This window comes from Chryseobacterium sp. YR221 (genome assembly GCF_900176315.1).
In the GTDB taxonomy this organism is placed as follows: Bacteria; Bacteroidota; Bacteroidia; order Flavobacteriales; family Weeksellaceae; genus Chryseobacterium; species Chryseobacterium rhizosphaerae.
Genome location: NZ_FWXM01000005.1, coordinates 132,540 through 149,221 on the forward strand (window position 1 = coordinate 132,540; position 16,682 = coordinate 149,221).

The window sequence follows — 16,682 nt, forward strand, 5'->3', positions numbered from 1 at the left end:
CATGATCGAAGTAAAACAAAACAACGACGAGAAACACGGAAGTTTTGAAGCTTTCATAGATGGAAGACGCGCAGGAATGATGACTTACACTTGGGCAGGAGAAGAAAGATTTATTATTGACCACACTGAAGTGGAAGAAGCCTACAACGGAAAAGGAGTAGGTAAAGAAATGCTTTTGGCAGCTGTAGATTTTGCCAGAAAGAATGGCAAGAAGATTATCCCCCTCTGCCCTTTCGCTAAAGCAAGCTTCCAGAAGAGTGAGGAATTACAAGATGTTTTAGTGAATTAATCACTATTCTCCACCCTTACCATATTAACCTTTCAGTACGTATCTGGAAGGTTTTTTATTTTCCTGTTTTAAATGCAAAACCTACAAATATTTCATGTTATCAACCTATAAAAATCGACTGTGAAGTAAATTCCTCATTCACGACTGATCTTTTTTATATATTTGCTGAAATTTAAAATATAAGCATGAATTCCGGAACTATCCTTTTGCTATTTGTTTTTATCTATTTCATCGGTCTTTTAGTGATTTCTTATTTCACAAGCCGAAATTCTGATAATCAGTCCTTTTTTATCGGTAATAAAAAAAGTAAATGGTGGCTCGTTGCATTTGGAATGATAGGAACCAGCTTAAGTGGGGTTACTTTTATTTCCGTTCCGGGAACCGTTGGAAAAATGACCGGCTCCGAATATATTTTTGGAGGTTTCGAATATTATATGATGGTGATTGGTTTTTTCATCGGGTATTTTATTGTTGCAGCCATACTCCTTCCATTGTATTATAAGATGAACCTTACTTCCATTTACACGTATCTTGGAAAAAGATTTAATGTGGAAGCCCATAAAATAGGATCTATATTTTTTATCATATCCAGAGCTATAGGTGCTACTGCAAGGTTATATCTGGTGGTGAATGTTTTACAGATATTTTTACTTGAGGGATTAGGTGTTCCTTTTTGGGTTACTGCTCTTGTGCTTTTGCTGATGGTTCTTTTATACACCTTTGAAGGCGGGGTAAAAACTATTGTGATTACGGATACATTACAGACCTCTTTTATGATCATCAGTTTGGTGGCGTGTATTGTCTATATTTTATCCAATCTGAATTTATCATTTGGTGAAGCCTATACTATTTTGGAACAGAAAAACTATACTCATTTTATCAATTTTGATCCCAATTCCAAGACATTTTTTTTAAAAACAATTTTGGGAGGAATCTTCATTACCATTGCTATGACGGGTCTGGATCAGGAAATGATGCAGAAAAACATCTCTGTGGATAACCTTAAGAACTCAAAGAAAAACATGCTGACTTTTGCAGGAACGCTTCTGTTTGTAAATCTTGCGTTCTTATTTTTAGGCGGTTTACTTTATCTTTTTGCATTGCAAAACGGAGCAGAATATGGAGTGATAAATTCTGAAACGGTGACCAATATTTTCGGATTTAAAGATGCGTCAGGAAATATAAAAAACATTATGGGTGACGACCTTTTCCCGGCCTTATCACTTCAGGGATATTTCCCGATGGCCATTTCCATCATTTTTATTATCGGTTTAATTTCAGCATTATTCCCTTCAGCAGATGGGGCTTTAACTGCTGTGACAAGCTCTTACTGCGTAGACCTTTTAAATCTTAATGAAGACAAAACCAAATCTGAAAAAGAAAAAAAACACCTTCGTATGAGAGTACATTTGATTTTCACCGTGGTTTTCTTTATCCTGATTATGGTTTTCAAAACGATGAATGATAAATCGATTGTCTATCTTATTATGGAAGTTGCCGGATATACTTACGGACCGCTTTTAGGTCTTTTTGCTTTCGGAATTTTTACCAAATTTAAAATATCAAGAAAATATTCTATTCTTACCGTAACCATTTTAGCTCCTGTCCTTACCTATCTGATCAATTTTGCGGTAACTTCTTATACCGATTACCGGATTGGTGTAGAACTGATTGTTCTGAATGGACTGTTGACGTTTATCGGGTTATGGCTGGTAAAGGATAAACAATATTTAAGAGTGGTTTAACCAGACTCATTGAGCCAGTATTAGCTCAATAACCTGATAAATAATAAAAATAATAAAGGCTGTTTTACTTGTAAAACAGCCTTTATTGTATAATTAATATGGTATTTATTCTTTAATCCATTTGATGGTTTTATCCATATTTTTAGTTTTAACATTAATTAAATAATCTCCTTTAATTAAGTGGGTTAAATTAAAGGTACCCACTTGATCATGATCCGCTTTATTATTGGACTTGCTCAATACCAATTTACCACTTACATCATAGATCGCAATATCATAGATTTCATTTGAATTGGTAAACTTGATATTCAGAAGGCCTTTGCTTGGATTAGGATATACTACAAATACATCGTTGTTTCCTTTAGTTTCGTTAACCCCTAATACCTTACTAATTGTGAAATTAACAGGGTTAATATTATAAAAGACATTTCCTTCTCCAGCAACCATAATTCTGGCTTGTGCCGTGCTCACATTAGGAATGGTTACAGTTTCAGAGCCATCATTTGGTGTAGAAGCTGCGATCGTGATAGGATACGTAAGACCACCGTCTGTTGAAAGTAAAATACTTACATTGGCACAACTTACAGGAGCTGCAGTTGTATTTGCTACATCCCAGGTTATTGTTTGAGAAGTGTCACCATTCCAGTTTACAGCGGAAGCAGGTGCTGTTACTAAGAATGGTCCTGAATTTCCGTCAACAGTAACAGAGGCATCATCATTGGCAACTCCGCCACAACCGGCATTATTATCTCTGACAGTCAGTCTGAATTCCATAGTTCTTCCATAGGATGGTAAAATTTCTCCTCTGGTAGAAACATTATTGATCACATCGGTAATTTGAGGAAAATATCTGTAAGGAACAGTAGTAGGCATAAATGATCTGAATAAAGGAGCATTTCCGGCTGGAGCATTCCAGTTTCCTGCCGGCCCCGTATCATTTTGTTCCCAGCAATAGGTAAGTCCATTATTTTCAGCATCTGTTGCGGAGCCTGTTAATTTAAACGGAGTACTCTTAGGAATGGTATAATTATTCCCGGCATTTACAATAGGAGCTGTATTGGCAGCAGGAATTGTTACCTGGCATGTTGATGACTGAACTGCTGTTGTGATAGACTGGAATGAACGGGTATGAAAAATAGAAATACTATTAGGCGCTAAATTATTTATACTGCCACAAATACCCGCATACGCCATAATGGTGATTCCGCTTCCGGGTTCTACAGCATTACTGCTACTACGATTGCCATTACAACTTGATGTGGTTGCATTAAAAGTATGAGGTCCCCAAAACTGGTGTCCTACTTCGTGAGCAACATAATCAATATCATAAGGATCACCAACAGGGTTAGATTTACCTGTAATTCCGCTTGCTTTATAATCAGGATCACATATGCCATAACTGGCTAATCCGCCGCCACCTGTACTAAATGTATGTCCTACATCATAATTTGCAGTTCCAATGATAGCATCAATTTGAGCCTGGCTTTCATCAATTAATGTATAGGCATCATTATTTCCTGCAAAAGGGTCTGTATTGGGATCCGTAAAGATAATACTGGTTTCATTAGGAATTAATACCAATCTCACAGCGACCTCCTGCTCATATACTCCATTCACTCTGTTGACTGTCGTTACAATCGCAGATAAGGTTTGAGCAACTGTAGGTGTGGCTAACCCTGTGGCGGCTTTTGCATACTCACCGGTACAAGCCACAGCAAATCGGAAAACTCTAATTTGAGTCCCTACGCTTGCGGTAACGGTTTTTTGTACGTTTTTTTTTTCTAATGGTGTATCCTCATCCTTTGTACCGCATATGCTTGGCTGCTTATCAATTAAATCACTTTTTTTGTAAATGATATAATTATTAACGTCATTTTTTACATAAGGATCAATATATGCATCACCGCCTACTACAGATTTTATCTGCGCGTGAAACCCGAGTTCCGTAAAATCCAGTTTTACAGTAGCATATGGGTCATCCACCCCCTGTCCTGTAAAAGTAACAATTTGAGGAAACTTATCGGCCAGCTGCGGAGCCATTACCGAAGATTTCCAAATTTTGAATTTTGCTTTGGTCCCGTCCGGCATAGGTAAGACAATAATAGGGGCTTTATCTTTAACATCATTATCTCTCAGTTCCGGAACTGAATTGAAATAACTTTTCATTCCAGCCACATCCAGTTTATAGGTAAGAAACTTCTCGGGCTGTACGGTTCTGTTTTCAGGCTCTGCTTTAATGGACCTTTCATTGATCCCGGTAAAAAAGTCCTGTGCTTTTCCCAGGGAAATGGATAGAATGAAGATCCCCAGATAAAATAGTTGTTTAATTTTCATATTCATGAGGTTTGGTGTAATGACTTAAGTGGTAAAAACAATATTTGAATTACAAATAATTATAAAAATAATAAAATTACAACAAACATCATATTAAAAAATAAGAAAATAATATAATTTCGTAAAAGAAACAAGGGTAAATATAAAGTTGCCGCAAAATATCGTTCCACCTTTTTTTGTTTTAAAAATTTAAACATCCTGTTTATATAAGAAGAATGGGTGCCTATTTTCTTCAGAATTAGTGATCGTAAGCTTCTCAGAATTGTCTATTTTAGATATCTTTGCAGCAGATAACAAGTATAACCACATTAAAAAAACAAAATTAAAAACTATGAAAAAATTTATTTCAATTTTCGTCTTCATATTAACCCTAGGCTTTGTGAATGCTCAGGATAATTTTGAAGTTTCTACTTTAAGAATTGGCCCATATAAGGTTTTCATGCCAAAAGCTGAAGCTGAAAAAATTTCCGGTACAAAACTGAAGACTTCAGACGGAGACAAAAAAAATATTGTAAAATACAGCGGCGAAACAATCCAAATTGACATTTTCGATAATTACATTAATGAGGCTAATCCAAGCGTTCCTTCCGTTACTTATATGACTACCTCCAGTAAAAAGTTTAAAACTAAAAGTGGAATTGGAGTGGGAAGTACCCGAGATGACCTTATCAATGCTTATAGAAATTATTCCAACTTTAGCGTACGCCCGGATTGGGATCAAAATGGAAAACCGATAAAGGATACCGGTTATTTCACCCTGGAAGACAGCGATGCAGGAACTCAATTAAATTTTAAATTTGTTAATAATATTGTTACTGAAATTTCTGTTTACCTCAACGAGGGCTGTTAAAAGCAGGGAAAATATACACATAAGTCAAAATCCGGGTTTTCATATCCGGATTTTTACATTTCCATAAGCCGGTAAAAAATTGTAAATTCGCGTGCAAATAAATCAGATATAATGAGTAAAAGTATTGAAGAGTTAAAATCTCTTACTACACAGATCAGAAGAGACATTTTAAGAATGGTTCATGCTGTTAATTCAGGCCACCCGGGCGGAAGTTTAGGTTGTACAGAATACTTCACAGCACTTTACGGAAAGGTGATGAACTATCATCTTCCTTTTACGATGGAAGGGAAAAATGAAGATCATTTTTATCTATCAAACGGGCATATTTCACCTGTTTTCTACTCTACTTTGGCAAGATTTGATTTCTTTCCGGTGGAAGAACTGAAGACTTTCAGAAAACTGGATTCAAGATTACAAGGGCACCCAACTACTCACGAGGGACTTCCTGGAATCAGAATCGCTTCAGGTTCTCTTGGACAGGGGCTTTCTGTAGCACTTGGTGTAGCACAGGGTAAAAAATTAGACGGAGATCAATCTCTTGTTTACACACTTCACGGAGATGGTGAACTTCAGGAGGGTCAGATCTGGGAAGCTTTAATGTATGCTGCTGCTAAAAAAGTAGACAACATTATCTCTACTATTGACTACAACGGACGTCAGATTGACGGAGATACAGATGATGTATTGAGCTTAGGAAATCTTCATGCTAAACTTGAAGCATTCGGATGGACTGTACTTGAGGAGAAAAACGGAAATGATCTTGAAGCCGTGATTGCTATTCTTGAGAAAGCAAAAACTGAAACAGGAAAAGGAAAACCTGTAGTAATCATCCTTCATACTGAAATGGGTTATGGTGTAGATTATATGATGGGAAGCCACGCTTGGCATGGAAAAGCTCCTAATGATGAGCAGTTGGATGCAGCATTCAAGCAATTGTATTTAGAAGCTCCGGCAGATTACTAATATCTTAACATCTCGATTAAAAAAATAAAAATGAAATATACATATACAGAAAAAAAAGATACACGTTCAGGATTTGGAGCTGGATTAGCAGAGCTGGCTGACAAAAACCCTAATGTAGTAGCACTTTGTGCAGACCTTATCGGTTCTTTAAAAATGGAGAAATTCATTGAAAAAGCACCTGAAAGATTCTTCCAGATAGGGATTGCAGAAGCTAATATGATGGGTATTGCTGCAGGACTTAGCATTACAGGAAAAATTCCTTTTACAGGAACTTTCGCTAACTTCTCTACTTCAAGAGTATATGACCAGATCCGTCAGTCTATCGCTTATTCTGGAAAAAATGTGAAAATCTGTGCATCTCACGCAGGTCTTACTTTAGGGGAAGATGGAGCTACTCACCAGGTTTTGGAAGATATCGGAATGATGAAAATGCTTCCTGGAATGACGGTTATCAATACTTGTGACTACAACCAGACTAAAGCTGCTACATTGGCAATTGCTGATTTTGAAGGTCCTGTATATTTAAGATTCGGAAGACCGGTAGTTCCTGTATTTATTCCGGAAGATATGCCTTTCGAAATTGGAAAAGGGATTATGCTACAGGAAGGTACTGACGTAACGATTGTTGCAACAGGGCACCTTGTATGGGAATCTCTTGTAGCGGCTGAAGAGCTTGAAAAAGAAGGTATTTCTTGTGAAGTGATCAATATCCACACCATTAAACCTTTAGACGAAGAGATCATCTTAAAATCTGTTGAAAAAACAGGAAAGATCGTTACTGCTGAAGAGCATAACTACCTTGGTGGTTTAGGAGAGTCTGTTGCGGGAATGCTTGCAAGAAAAAGACCTACAAGACAGGAATTTGTGGCCGTAAATGATACTTTTGGAGAATCTGCAACGCCTGCTGAACTGATGAAGAAGTATAAAATTGATGCTGAAGCTGTAAAAGAAGCCGTAAAAAGAATCTTAGCTAACTAGGAAAGTCTTTTCAATTATAAAACAAAGCCGTCTCAGTGAGACGGCTTTGTTATTTTTTTTTCTACAATAACTATTTCAATCCAAAGTTTTTAGAGATTCCTACTCCTACTTCTTTTCCGAAAGAAAAATTGAAATTGCTGCTGGTAGCATCAATGCCATCTGCTTTTAAATGGCTGTATTTAATTCCTCCAATATTGAAGTTTAGTCCAAATCCATTCTTGAAGTTGATAAATAATGCAGGGGTAAAGCTGGTATAAAACCCGTTAGATTTCACTTCACTGGTAGAACCCAAAGTAGTTGTTTTCATATTCTGATTTTGGTAACCAGCACCTAAATCTCCATAAACAGCGAAAATATCACCCAAAGGAACTGCATAACGAACGAATGGCCCAATAGCAAACTCGTTGGTTTTCAAGGTAGCAGGATTATTATTAAAAACTTCTTCTTGCTTCCCGGAAGTAATAACAGAATTGATACCTATTGTCCAATTTTTATGGAACTGATAACCTACCGTTGGAGTAAAAGTAAACGCTTCGGTACTGGATACTTTATCACCCATGAATTTATTATTGTTATTACTATACCCAATGTTTCCACCTACTAACAAGGAATTTTTCTGAGCACTTACCATTCCGAATACTGCAATAGCAGTCATAACTAAGATTTTTTTCATTTGTTTTGAATTTTAAGCATTTATTAACAATTAACATGCCAAATCACAAAATTAGTTAAATATAAATTAAAAAACCGACTCTCTTAACGCTTAAAAAAAAATAAACAACATGAACAAAATCAAACAATTATATAATAATAAATATTAAACACATACAATAAAGGGTATATGTCCAAAATAAAAATATTAACAAATATTAAGAAATTAATTAATATTTTATTCAACATTTAAAAATAAACCATTGTATTTATTAATTTATTTGCGTTTTAATTAATAAAAATGCACAACTCATTAATCATCAAAACTATAGCAGTTCCATAAAGAGAATCCTGATTTACAATCAGCTAATTTCATAAATAAAAACTCAGCGGTTTCTTTGAAACCGCTGAGTTTTTATTTATGATTATTCGTTAAATTATTGATATGCTCTCCTATACTATTTTTATCAGGACTTTTCAGTCATTATTTAGGCTGATTCACGGGAATTCCCACTGCCTGCAGTACCGGGCATAATACTTTTTCTATGTACTCATCTTCCCTCCTGTTTGAAGCCTTAGAACCTGAAAAATAATTACTGATTCTATAATTTTTCACAAACTGATTTCTTTTTTTTCCAATTGAAAAATAATAAGTACCCCATTCTTCATGGATAAAATAGGTCATTTCATCAAAGTTCATGATCTTTCTGGAAAAATACAGCTTTTTATAAATGCATTTCTGAGATTTATCAAAAATATAGGTTACCGGAATTCTGAAAATAAGATCAAACAGAAAGTAAATCATATAAACAACCCATAACCCCACAGCGATCTGAAAGGTATTCAAAGACATCTGGGTCCTGTAAAAGTAAATAACGGGAAGTGCCATAATCCCAGCAACAAGCCACCATACCAAAAAGCGGATAAAGCTGTATTGGGGCATTATACGGATTTCATTTCCGTCTTCCCTGAACCTATACCGATCTGCTACGTTCATCATTCAAATGATTACTATTCATAATATCTTCCGTCTCATTGATCATTTTCTGTATTCCTTTATGGGAAACGGCTTGCCCTAAAACTAATTTTTTATCTTTTCCATCTGCATGAAAATGGATGGAAAGAAGCACATTGGTGGTAATAAACCCCATATATTTCGTTGCCAAAACTTCAAAATTCGTAAAATCTTTTAGGTGATATGTTTTTGCGGGACTAAAAACGGTATGCTTTCCTGTAATGGTCTGCCGGTCCATATCAATGATAAACTTCTTTGTAAAGAAATTGATCGCAATAAGTACAACAACGGCTATCATCACATAGGATAACCATTTAATATCTATTCTGTAAAACAATATGGCAGTGGCAATAAAAAAGATAGCCACTATAAAAACAAACACCGGCTGGTTTTTAAAAGTGTACTGGTTGCCTTCTTTTTTGTAATATTTTAGTGTATTCATAATTAATATTTTCTGTTCTTTATTTGATTTGGATTAATTTTCCCTGTCTATTTCCCGTCCAATCAGCTTTTCCAGCTTCCCAAACATATTTTCAATGCTTAACACTTCGAGATCAGGGTGATTTTTAAGCCATTGAGCATTTAAATCTACGATATCCTCCTCCAGACTGTAGAATGAATCGTTTTTCAGTTTGTCTCTTGTTTTATTGGGTCCGAAATACTCGCTTTCTAAAAACTTCTGAAGTTCCCCTTCTTCTAAATTTTCTACCTTGAAACACTGCTCAAGAAATAAATCCAGATTTTTGTGAGCCCCTATTTTTTTTAGGCCATCTTTTATAATTCCGTTAAGTTCAGAGGACCATCCCGAATTCCAGACAAACTGGGAAAAATTCCCGTTTTTATATTGGGACAGATAGTAATCAATAAAGTAGCTGGTTATTGAATCTTCATGCATATGATCTTGTTCCATACCTTCTTCATTCAGCAGATTGATAACGGAAATATTAGAACTAATCACGTCATAAGGTTCGTTGCTATTGAAAGAGGTATCTGAAACAATTATTTTATTCAGTTTCATATTTTTATAATCTAAGGTGTTTTCTTACTCTATATTGGAGATCAGCTCCCCCATGTACCCATCCAGGTCAGGTATTCATTTTTATATTCATTATCGTTGAGCCTCGTAATGATATTTCTCAAATCTTCCGTTTCAAATTCATATTCTGAAACTGTAAAAAACAGGAATATATCTTCACCTGTAATCTGGCTAAAGAAATTCTCATTTTTAAGTTTTTCCAACACTTCAATACAACATGAATATAATTTGCTTTGAAATCCTTCAAACCATTTATCATCTTCATCATGTTTATCAAGTTCTGTTCTCAACTGAGTACAGATATCATTGAATTCTTCCTCTGCCCCATCCATCTCATATGTCCATTCAGCAGGTTCGTATTTATAATACAAAGCATCATCTTCATCTATATTTTCAAGCATCGCAAAGGTATTTGTGGCAGGACATACGGTCATAGCTCCCTCATCACTGTATAATGCAAAACTATAGATCTTCTCCGCACCATGCTGGGCATACATTTCCAAAAAAGCTTTCTTCGCCGCTTTTTCTATCTGTTGTTTTAAAATTTCGAAATCCATACTTCTTTTTTAAAGAGCCGATAAAAGTACCCTTATCCTATTAAACCAGCATACTAATTTTTATAAAGCTATGTCTGTTTTCAGGATTATAGCTACCTTATTCATCATTTCAAACCCTTATGTTAATGAATCCGAATCTTTGGAGGAGCTTAAAGTGAGCCATACTAATAAGATTTAATGCTTCAGAAAGACTATCTAAATGATGAATATATAACACAAAAACATTTCTAAAAACAACTTATCGGTAACCTTGCATTATTGTGTACAATTGAAATTTTTTCAAAGTTTCAAACATTATATGAATACTTATTGCCTTATCATTTCAATACCTTTTATATTTTCTTTAAGCTTTGAAATTCATTTAAAAACACGTACTTCCTTCACCCTTTAAATGTGCACATTTTCCTATTAAAATTGCAAAATAATTGCAAATCATATCCCTATCATGTGATGTATTTATATTTAGCTTTGAAAAATCAACGTTGATGGATATATTCTGCATATTTAATTGTATGTGTACAGTACAAAGTTAATATGGGAATAATCTATCCCCATGTCAGGGATTATATGACAGACAATAATACATTAACTTAAAAAATTCAAAAAAATGAAAAAGCTTACAGGAATGAAGAGTACATTCTCTTCTACGGAAAACAGAAAATTACAAAGAAAAGATTTGAAATCTATTCAGGGTGGTGGCGATGGTTACAGCTATGTAGAAACAGATTGTGGTGGTAACTGCTATGATAAGGAGACCTGGAAAGGTGGTGTAAAACAGAACACATTAGTAATAAATACATAATTATCTACCGAAAATAGGGGGTTTATCCCTCTATTTTTGTTTTATTATTAGAGTAATACTAAAACTTAACTAATACATCAATCTGCAAAAATCTATGAAAAAATATATTAGGAATTATTCTTCATGTATCTTAATTATTATTTTTTTAATTCTTTCTGCATGCAAGAACAGAAATTTAAATTATATCACCTATTATAACAAGGTGAATGACATAGACAGCATTTACCGTTTCCAGAAGGATACTCTAACAGTTATCAGACAATATAAAAAGCTATTCAAAAAATATCCACCAAAAAATCAGGACCGTATTCAGGAATATGAAACTTACATCAGGCTTGCCGACCAGCAACATAAAAACTTTGGTGGAAAAAAAAGCCTCTATAAGCTAATCCTTTTGGTTGCTCCTAATTGGAAATATAAAAATAAAGATGCCAGCTTTATTCAATTCTACCAAAACTATGGCATAGACAGGCAGGAAATGGAAAAAGAAATTTCACAATGGGAGAAAGGCCTTAATAAAAAAATGATAGATTCATTCACCATTGCATTTAAGCGTGACCAGGGTAGCCGTAAAGATTCAAACTATGAAGATTTGTTCAAAAATGACAAAAAAAATGCTGAAATGCTGAAATGGATGTTTGAGAATGAGGGATTTCCCAGTCTACAGAAAATAGGCTTATGGAATGGTGATTTTTTAATGCCTTCAGGTTCGTTATTGCTTCATATGGCTAATTATGAAGAATATCACCAATATTTCAAAACCAAAATATTAGAATATGTAAAATCAGGTGAATGCCCTCCCCGGGATTATGCTGCGATGATAGACCGATATTATCTGTATGTCCTTAAAAAGGACACTCCTTACTACATATATGTAGGACAAAATCCTGTAAAAGATTCTACAGCTATCAATCGTAACCGAAAAAGCATAGGATTGCCAAGTATGAAACACGGAAATGCTATTATTAAAGATTATAATAAAAAGAATAAAGCGGAAAAATGATTCTGATTATTTCTCAAAATAAAGAGATTACCACAACCGAAGTCATAAAGTGGTTGTTGAGAATGGGTAAGAGTTTTATTCGTGTGCATGAGGATGAAATTTTTAAAATTAAAACAAAAGAAAAACGGATCTTCCTGGAAAGCCAAAGAAACTGTTTCTTTCTTGATGACATTACCAGCGTCTGGTACAGAAGAGGAGGATTAGTTTTTGAGCATTTACATTACAAAAATGAATCCATCAATCTCAACATGAATGAATACCAACACTGGCTGGAAGATTATGTAAGGAAAACGTTAGAGTCTAAAAAACATATCAATAAGGAGAGCAATACCGATGTTAATAAATTATTAGTCCTGGAGCAGGCTCAGAAATTTGGCTTAGACGTCCCTGCTTATTTTCTTGCAGATAGTACAGACAAGGTGCAACTGGAAAGAACAATTATTAAGACTATCGGAGGAAATCCCAGGATGGAAAACATTCTAAAAGACTCTAGTGGCATGATGTATACAACAGTGGTTAAAGAACATGAAGATAAAAACTTCTTTATTACTTTCTTCCAGGAAAAAATTGAAAAAGATTTTGAGATCAGGAGCTTTTATCTGAATGGTAAAATGTGGTCCACAGCCATCTTCTCCCAGAATGATGAGCAAACCAAAATTGATTTCAGAAAATACAATGATAAAAAACCTAATAGAAATGCCCCTTATACGCTTCCAAAAGATATTGAAGAAAAAATTGATTCTCTGATGCAGTCTTTAGATCTCAACTGTGGTTCTCTTGACTTTATCAAAAGCGGAAACAAATATTATTTTTTGGAAGTTAATACTGTAGGACAATTTTTGGGATCGTCCGTCATATGTAATTATTCATTAGAAAAAGAGATCGCAGATTACTTATAAAGCAACGTATGAAAAAGAATTTTGTTCCAAAAGAAAAACATCCTCTCCCTCTTATCTATAAGCATGTGGAGGTTGTAAAAAATAAAGAGAGAGAAAAGCCATATTTCAATATTACCATAGAATGTGAAAAATACCAAACTGATTTCTATGTAAAACTAAAACCATATAAGTTCCTAGTAAGACTTATATGAAGTATTGCTCTATTTTCACCACAAAAGGATTAAAAGATCACCACATGAATCAGATTATCGTGCAACTAATGGTAGTGCATATGAAGGAAGAGTCATAGTCTGCTAGAGCTGTATAAGTAAAGAGAGGGAGGGACCCCTCTATTATTAATTAAGTTATGAAAAAACAAAGTGCAATTAGCTACAGTATTCTTTTTATTGTTTTGCTATCTCTTGCATCGTGCAGGAAAAATTATATTATCTATTATAATAAGGTCAACGAAATTGACAGCATCTACAGGTTTACCAATAATCCTAAGTTGGCTATTAAAGAATACCGAAAACTTTTTAAGGAATATACTCCCAAAAATCAAGATCGTATTGAAGAATATGCCACTTATATAACTCTAGCTGACAAATACAATGAAGATTTCGGAGGAAAGAAAAGCCTATATCAATTAATAACTTTAGTAGCTCCATATAATCATGAATACAAGAAATACCTTCCACTTTTTAAGAAATATGGAATAGATAGTACGGAAGTACAACAAAAAATAACAGAATGGAAACAAGGACTGGATAAAAAATTGGTTGATTCTTTCAGAATTGCTTTGATCCGGGATCAACAGGGAAGACCTGATGATACTGCACTGGTCAGGAAAAACGTAGAAAAAAATGCAAAGCTTCTTATATGGACATTTAAAAATGATGGATTCCCTACATCAAAAAAAATAGGATGGTTTCCTATGCCAACCTTTATAACCCATATGGTTGAATCTAAAAAACATTATCCTTATATAAGGGAAAAGTTATTGGAATTTGTTAAATCAGGAGACTGCTCACCCCGTGATTATGCGAGAATGGTGGATACGGATTTGGGGTCTCGCAACAATACTACATTATACGGTTTTAATATGATTCTTGTGAAAGATAGTATACAGACAGACCGCAATCGGAAAACCCTGGGAATACCGAGCATGAAACACAGTGCTAAGATAAGAAAGGATTATTTAAAAAAACTGAAAGAAAATGATACTCATTATATCGAATAACGGAGATACTACGACAATACAAGTCATCAAATATCTTTCGACAATGGGAAAGCAATTCATCCGCATACATGAAAATGAATTTTTCAAGATTAAGACCGATAAAAAATAAATTTCCACTCACATTTAAATTTATTGAAGAAGTTGGAACAAAAAATTCTAATGAAACAAGTATGATCATAATCTATAAAGATGCAAAATGCCTCAAACAGATTATCTTTTGAGGGAAAAACTAATAAAATCACTTACAAGACTCACATGAAATACTTCAATCTATTCAGCACTATTTTCATCACAAAAGGGGCAAGAAGAATCCTGGTGTCGGATTTACAAAGAAACACGTCAGAACTGTATCCGCTGGAGCTGTATGAGCTTATACAAGAACTTAAAGCCCATCCTATTGATCATATCCTCAGGAATTACGATCAGGAGTCCAGAGAGATTGTACAGGAATATGTAGATCTACTGCTTGAAAAAGAATATGGCTTTATCACCGAAAACGACTGGGATCATAATTTTTCTCCATTATCTTATGAATACAACGAGTACAGTACAGTTTCTAATGTTTTTATAGAGCTCGGGAATGTAGATATTTTGCATCAAGTAAAACATTCGATCGAAAATCTGGGAATCAGACATCTTGTTATTTTCTCTACAAGTCAATTTTCTTTTGATGAGCTTCTGAAGATTGACCAGTTGTTTACAAACACCTCTTTAGAAAATATTGAGATTTTCTCATCACATCATCACCAGCTCGATCATCATTATCTTGAAGAACTGAGTGAAAAGGTTTCCAGAATTCACAGCCTTGTATTCTACAATTCCGCCTCTTCATCTTTTAAAGTAAACAATAGGCTTAGATTTACCGTCAATTTCATACAACAGGATGTAAAGATATCTTCCTGCGGAAAAGTAGATCTAAAATATTTCAATACCAATCTTCCGAAAGTTCTTGAAGCTATCAATCATAATTCATGTTTACACAAAAAAATCGGAATTGATATCAACGGTAATATTAAAAACTGTCCTTTAATGCCGGAAATCTATGGCAATATTAACCACAACAGCCTTGAAGAAGTTTTGAAGCAGCCAGGATTTAAAAAATACTGGAATCTCACCAAAGATCATATAGAAACCTGCAAAGATTGTGAGTTCAGGAATATCTGTACAGACTGCAGAGCGTATACAGAGCTGACTCATATAAACAAAGAGGGACTGGATATATCAAAACCTTTGAAGTGTGGGTATAACCCTTATTCCGGAGAATGGGAAGAATGGACCCAAAACCCATTAAAATCAAAGGCCATTCAACAGTATAGAGCGCTGTAAAAAAACTCTTCCACTCTCACCCAATACAAAGTATCTGTTATCTGAAAAATTTCCATTTCGGAATAATAGCCAGCATTCCAAATCCTGTAAAAAGGAAAAGATTGGTAACATCAGTATATAAGAAAGTAGACAGGTAATAATTGTGCATAAAGAAATGCAGCACCAGCAATGCCGGGAACATAAAGATCCCCACTTTTCTGTAGAAGAACATCAATACCAATCCGATCATCATAAACAGATCAATGGAAAAGATAACGTAAAAGTACCATCTTGGAATTTCAAGGTATTCATGCTGTAAGTATTCATCCACATCAATTCCAAGTCCCATAATCGTAAATAACATCAGGGCAGCAAATGCCAGTACAAATCCCCATCCTTTCTTCGGATCTTCATCAAAATAGCTGTATTCTTCCATAGTACAAAAATAAAGAACTTATGAGAGATTTCATAAGTTCTTTTATAATAATTCGTTTAAAATTTGAATTAGATTGAGATCGCGTTGATCAGTCTGTTTTTGTCACTCAAGAACTCTTCCATAGAGATCATACTTTCTGTTCTCATTACATCCTGAATATCATCTATCTGGTAGATAATTCTTTTTGCATCTTCGGTGTTCTTAGCTCTTACTTTACAGAAAATATTATATTTTCCTGAAATAACGCTAGCTTCAATTACGTTAGGAATAATTGACAATTCTTTCAGTACTTCCTGAGTACGGTTTGATTTTGTCAAAAGTATCCCGATGAAAGCAGTGAAATGATAATCTAGTTTACCATAATCAATATTAAGAGATGATCCCAAAATAATACCTGCATCTTCCATCTTTTTCACTCTTACGTGAATTGTTCCAGCAGAAACATCCATCTGCTTTGCAATTTCTGTAAAAGGCATTCTTGTGTTTTCTACTAAGAAATCAAGAATTTTCTTGTCTATTTCGTCCAGTTGATAGTTCATATTAGTTAAATTACAATTTCTTTAAAAAATCTATGTATTTTTTGCAAATTTATAAAAAATA

Annotated in this window: 19 protein-coding genes; 11 read left to right on the forward strand and 8 right to left on the reverse strand. The window is 34.4% G+C overall.

Going from position 1 to position 16,682, the window contains the following annotated elements; genetic code table 11:
- Position 1 precedes the first annotated feature (1 nt).
- A complete protein-coding gene (locus B8967_RS15630; protein ID WP_002984420.1) occupies positions 2 to 289 on the forward strand; it encodes a GNAT family N-acetyltransferase in 288 nt (95 codons plus the stop codon).
- Positions 290 to 474: 185 nt separating this feature from the next.
- On the forward strand, positions 475 to 2,034 hold the full coding sequence (locus B8967_RS15635; RefSeq protein ID WP_047489099.1) for a sodium:solute symporter: 1,560 nt from the start codon (positions 475 to 477) through the stop codon (positions 2,032 to 2,034).
- Positions 2,035 to 2,139: 105 nt separating this feature from the next.
- Here B8967_RS15635 and B8967_RS15640 read toward each other — a convergent pair whose 3' ends face one another.
- A complete protein-coding gene (locus tag B8967_RS15640) occupies positions 2,140 to 4,368 on the reverse strand; it encodes a reprolysin-like metallopeptidase (protein ID WP_179140071.1) in 2,229 nt (742 codons plus the stop codon).
- A gap of 331 nt (positions 4,369 to 4,699) precedes the next feature.
- On the opposite strand from B8967_RS15640, the gene B8967_RS15645 reads away from it, so the two are divergent.
- The 3 genes from B8967_RS15645 to B8967_RS15655 all read left to right on the forward strand — a co-directional run bounded on the left by B8967_RS15645 (position 4,700) and on the right by B8967_RS15655 (position 7,159).
- A complete protein-coding gene (locus B8967_RS15645) occupies positions 4,700 to 5,218 on the forward strand; it encodes a hypothetical protein (RefSeq protein WP_084086855.1) in 519 nt (172 codons plus the stop codon).
- A gap of 108 nt (positions 5,219 to 5,326) precedes the next feature.
- A complete protein-coding gene (locus B8967_RS15650; protein WP_262484699.1) occupies positions 5,327 to 6,181 on the forward strand; it encodes a transketolase in 855 nt (284 codons plus the stop codon).
- Positions 6,182 to 6,211: 30 nt separating this feature from the next.
- Positions 6,212 to 7,159, forward strand: a complete 948-nt coding sequence (locus B8967_RS15655; RefSeq protein ID WP_047489107.1) for a transketolase family protein — start codon at positions 6,212 to 6,214, stop codon at positions 7,157 to 7,159.
- A gap of 70 nt (positions 7,160 to 7,229) precedes the next feature.
- Here B8967_RS15655 and B8967_RS15660 read toward each other — a convergent pair whose 3' ends face one another.
- The 5 genes from B8967_RS15660 to B8967_RS15680 form a co-directional block, all read right to left on the reverse strand.
- On the reverse strand, positions 7,230 to 7,832 hold the full coding sequence (locus tag B8967_RS15660) for an outer membrane beta-barrel protein (RefSeq protein ID WP_084086699.1): 603 nt from the start codon (positions 7,830 to 7,832) through the stop codon (positions 7,230 to 7,232).
- A 462-nt stretch (positions 7,833 to 8,294) separates the two neighbouring features.
- On the reverse strand, positions 8,295 to 8,810 hold the full coding sequence (locus B8967_RS15665) for a hypothetical protein (protein WP_228406220.1): 516 nt from the start codon (positions 8,808 to 8,810) through the stop codon (positions 8,295 to 8,297).
- On the reverse strand, positions 8,785 to 9,267 hold the full coding sequence (locus B8967_RS15670; protein ID WP_084086700.1) for a hypothetical protein: 483 nt from the start codon (positions 9,265 to 9,267) through the stop codon (positions 8,785 to 8,787). Before B8967_RS15670 ends, B8967_RS15665 begins: the two co-directional genes overlap by 26 nt.
- Positions 9,268 to 9,300: 33 nt before the next feature.
- Positions 9,301 to 9,843 (reverse strand): DMP19 family protein, encoded by a 543-nt coding sequence (locus B8967_RS15675; RefSeq protein ID WP_047489114.1) that lies wholly within the window; start codon positions 9,841 to 9,843, stop codon positions 9,301 to 9,303.
- Between the two features lie 41 nt (positions 9,844 to 9,884).
- Positions 9,885 to 10,418 (reverse strand): DUF4303 domain-containing protein, encoded by a 534-nt coding sequence (locus B8967_RS15680; RefSeq protein ID WP_084086701.1) that lies wholly within the window; start codon positions 10,416 to 10,418, stop codon positions 9,885 to 9,887.
- A gap of 607 nt (positions 10,419 to 11,025) precedes the next feature.
- Between B8967_RS15680 and B8967_RS15685 the strand changes: the two genes are divergently transcribed.
- The 6 genes from B8967_RS15685 to gwsS all read left to right on the forward strand — a co-directional run bounded on the left by B8967_RS15685 (position 11,026) and on the right by gwsS (position 15,667).
- Positions 11,026 to 11,220, forward strand: coding sequence for a TIGR04139 family peptide modification target (locus B8967_RS15685; RefSeq protein ID WP_084086702.1), 195 nt, complete (start codon positions 11,026 to 11,028; stop codon positions 11,218 to 11,220).
- Positions 11,221 to 11,314: 94 nt separating this feature from the next.
- A complete protein-coding gene (locus B8967_RS15690; protein WP_084086703.1) occupies positions 11,315 to 12,223 on the forward strand; it encodes a hypothetical protein in 909 nt (302 codons plus the stop codon).
- Complete coding sequence (gene gwsG, locus B8967_RS15695; protein WP_084086704.1) at positions 12,220 to 13,122, forward strand: grasp-with-spasm system ATP-grasp peptide maturase; 903 nt, start codon at positions 12,220 to 12,222, stop codon at positions 13,120 to 13,122. Before B8967_RS15690 ends, gwsG begins: the two co-directional genes overlap by 4 nt.
- Positions 13,123 to 13,130: 8 nt before the next feature.
- On the forward strand, positions 13,131 to 13,313 hold the full coding sequence (locus tag B8967_RS15700; RefSeq protein WP_084086705.1) for a hypothetical protein: 183 nt from the start codon (positions 13,131 to 13,133) through the stop codon (positions 13,311 to 13,313).
- Positions 13,314 to 13,468: 155 nt separating this feature from the next.
- Positions 13,469 to 14,341: a hypothetical protein gene (locus tag B8967_RS15705; RefSeq protein WP_084086706.1), complete on the forward strand. Its 873-nt coding sequence runs from the start codon at positions 13,469 to 13,471 to the stop codon at positions 14,339 to 14,341.
- Positions 14,342 to 14,596: 255 nt separating this feature from the next.
- Complete coding sequence (gwsS, locus tag B8967_RS15710) at positions 14,597 to 15,667, forward strand: grasp-with-spasm system SPASM domain peptide maturase (protein WP_084086707.1); 1,071 nt, start codon at positions 14,597 to 14,599, stop codon at positions 15,665 to 15,667.
- 37 nt (positions 15,668 to 15,704) lie between these two features.
- On the opposite strand, the gene B8967_RS15715 is transcribed toward gwsS, so the two are convergent.
- On the reverse strand, positions 15,705 to 16,082 hold the full coding sequence (locus B8967_RS15715) for a hypothetical protein (protein WP_047489138.1): 378 nt from the start codon (positions 16,080 to 16,082) through the stop codon (positions 15,705 to 15,707).
- Positions 16,083 to 16,150: 68 nt separating this feature from the next.
- Positions 16,151 to 16,621 carry an Lrp/AsnC family transcriptional regulator gene (locus tag B8967_RS15720; protein WP_047489141.1) on the reverse strand — a complete coding sequence of 157 codons (471 nt, stop codon included), beginning with the start codon at positions 16,619 to 16,621 and terminating at the stop codon, positions 16,151 to 16,153.
- Positions 16,622 to 16,682: the final 61 nt, after the last annotated feature.

Bases quoted from the DNA above. Each gene is read 5' to 3' on its own strand.
- B8967_RS15630 (WP_002984420.1), top strand. From the start codon at position 2: ATGATCGAAGTAAAACAAAACAACGACGAGAAACACGGAAGTTTTGAA.
- B8967_RS15720 (WP_047489141.1), bottom strand. From the start codon at position 16,621: ATGAACTATCAACTGGACGAAATAGACAAGAAAATTCTTGATTTCTTA.
- B8967_RS15660 (WP_084086699.1), bottom strand. From the start codon at position 7,832: ATGAAAAAAATCTTAGTTATGACTGCTATTGCAGTATTCGGAATGGTA.
- B8967_RS15645 (WP_084086855.1), top strand. From the start codon at position 4,700: ATGAAAAAATTTATTTCAATTTTCGTCTTCATATTAACCCTAGGCTTT.
- B8967_RS15635 (WP_047489099.1), top strand. From the start codon at position 475: ATGAATTCCGGAACTATCCTTTTGCTATTTGTTTTTATCTATTTCATC.
- gwsG (WP_084086704.1), top strand. From the start codon at position 12,220: ATGATTCTGATTATTTCTCAAAATAAAGAGATTACCACAACCGAAGTC.
- B8967_RS15700 (WP_084086705.1), top strand. From the start codon at position 13,131: ATGAAAAAGAATTTTGTTCCAAAAGAAAAACATCCTCTCCCTCTTATC.
- B8967_RS15675 (WP_047489114.1), bottom strand. From the start codon at position 9,843: ATGAAACTGAATAAAATAATTGTTTCAGATACCTCTTTCAATAGCAAC.
- B8967_RS15670 (WP_084086700.1), bottom strand. From the start codon at position 9,267: ATGAATACACTAAAATATTACAAAAAAGAAGGCAACCAGTACACTTTT.
- gwsS (WP_084086707.1), top strand. From the start codon at position 14,597: ATGAAATACTTCAATCTATTCAGCACTATTTTCATCACAAAAGGGGCA.
- B8967_RS15685 (WP_084086702.1), top strand. From the start codon at position 11,026: ATGAAAAAGCTTACAGGAATGAAGAGTACATTCTCTTCTACGGAAAAC.
- B8967_RS15640 (WP_179140071.1), bottom strand. From the start codon at position 4,368: ATGAAAATTAAACAACTATTTTATCTGGGGATCTTCATTCTATCCATT.
- B8967_RS15655 (WP_047489107.1), top strand. From the start codon at position 6,212: ATGAAATATACATATACAGAAAAAAAAGATACACGTTCAGGATTTGGA.
- B8967_RS15715 (WP_047489138.1), bottom strand. From the start codon at position 16,082: ATGGAAGAATACAGCTATTTTGATGAAGATCCGAAGAAAGGATGGGGA.
- B8967_RS15680 (WP_084086701.1), bottom strand. From the start codon at position 10,418: ATGGATTTCGAAATTTTAAAACAACAGATAGAAAAAGCGGCGAAGAAA.
- B8967_RS15665 (WP_228406220.1), bottom strand. From the start codon at position 8,810: ATGATGAACGTAGCAGATCGGTATAGGTTCAGGGAAGACGGAAATGAA.
- B8967_RS15690 (WP_084086703.1), top strand. From the start codon at position 11,315: ATGAAAAAATATATTAGGAATTATTCTTCATGTATCTTAATTATTATT.
- B8967_RS15705 (WP_084086706.1), top strand. From the start codon at position 13,469: ATGAAAAAACAAAGTGCAATTAGCTACAGTATTCTTTTTATTGTTTTG.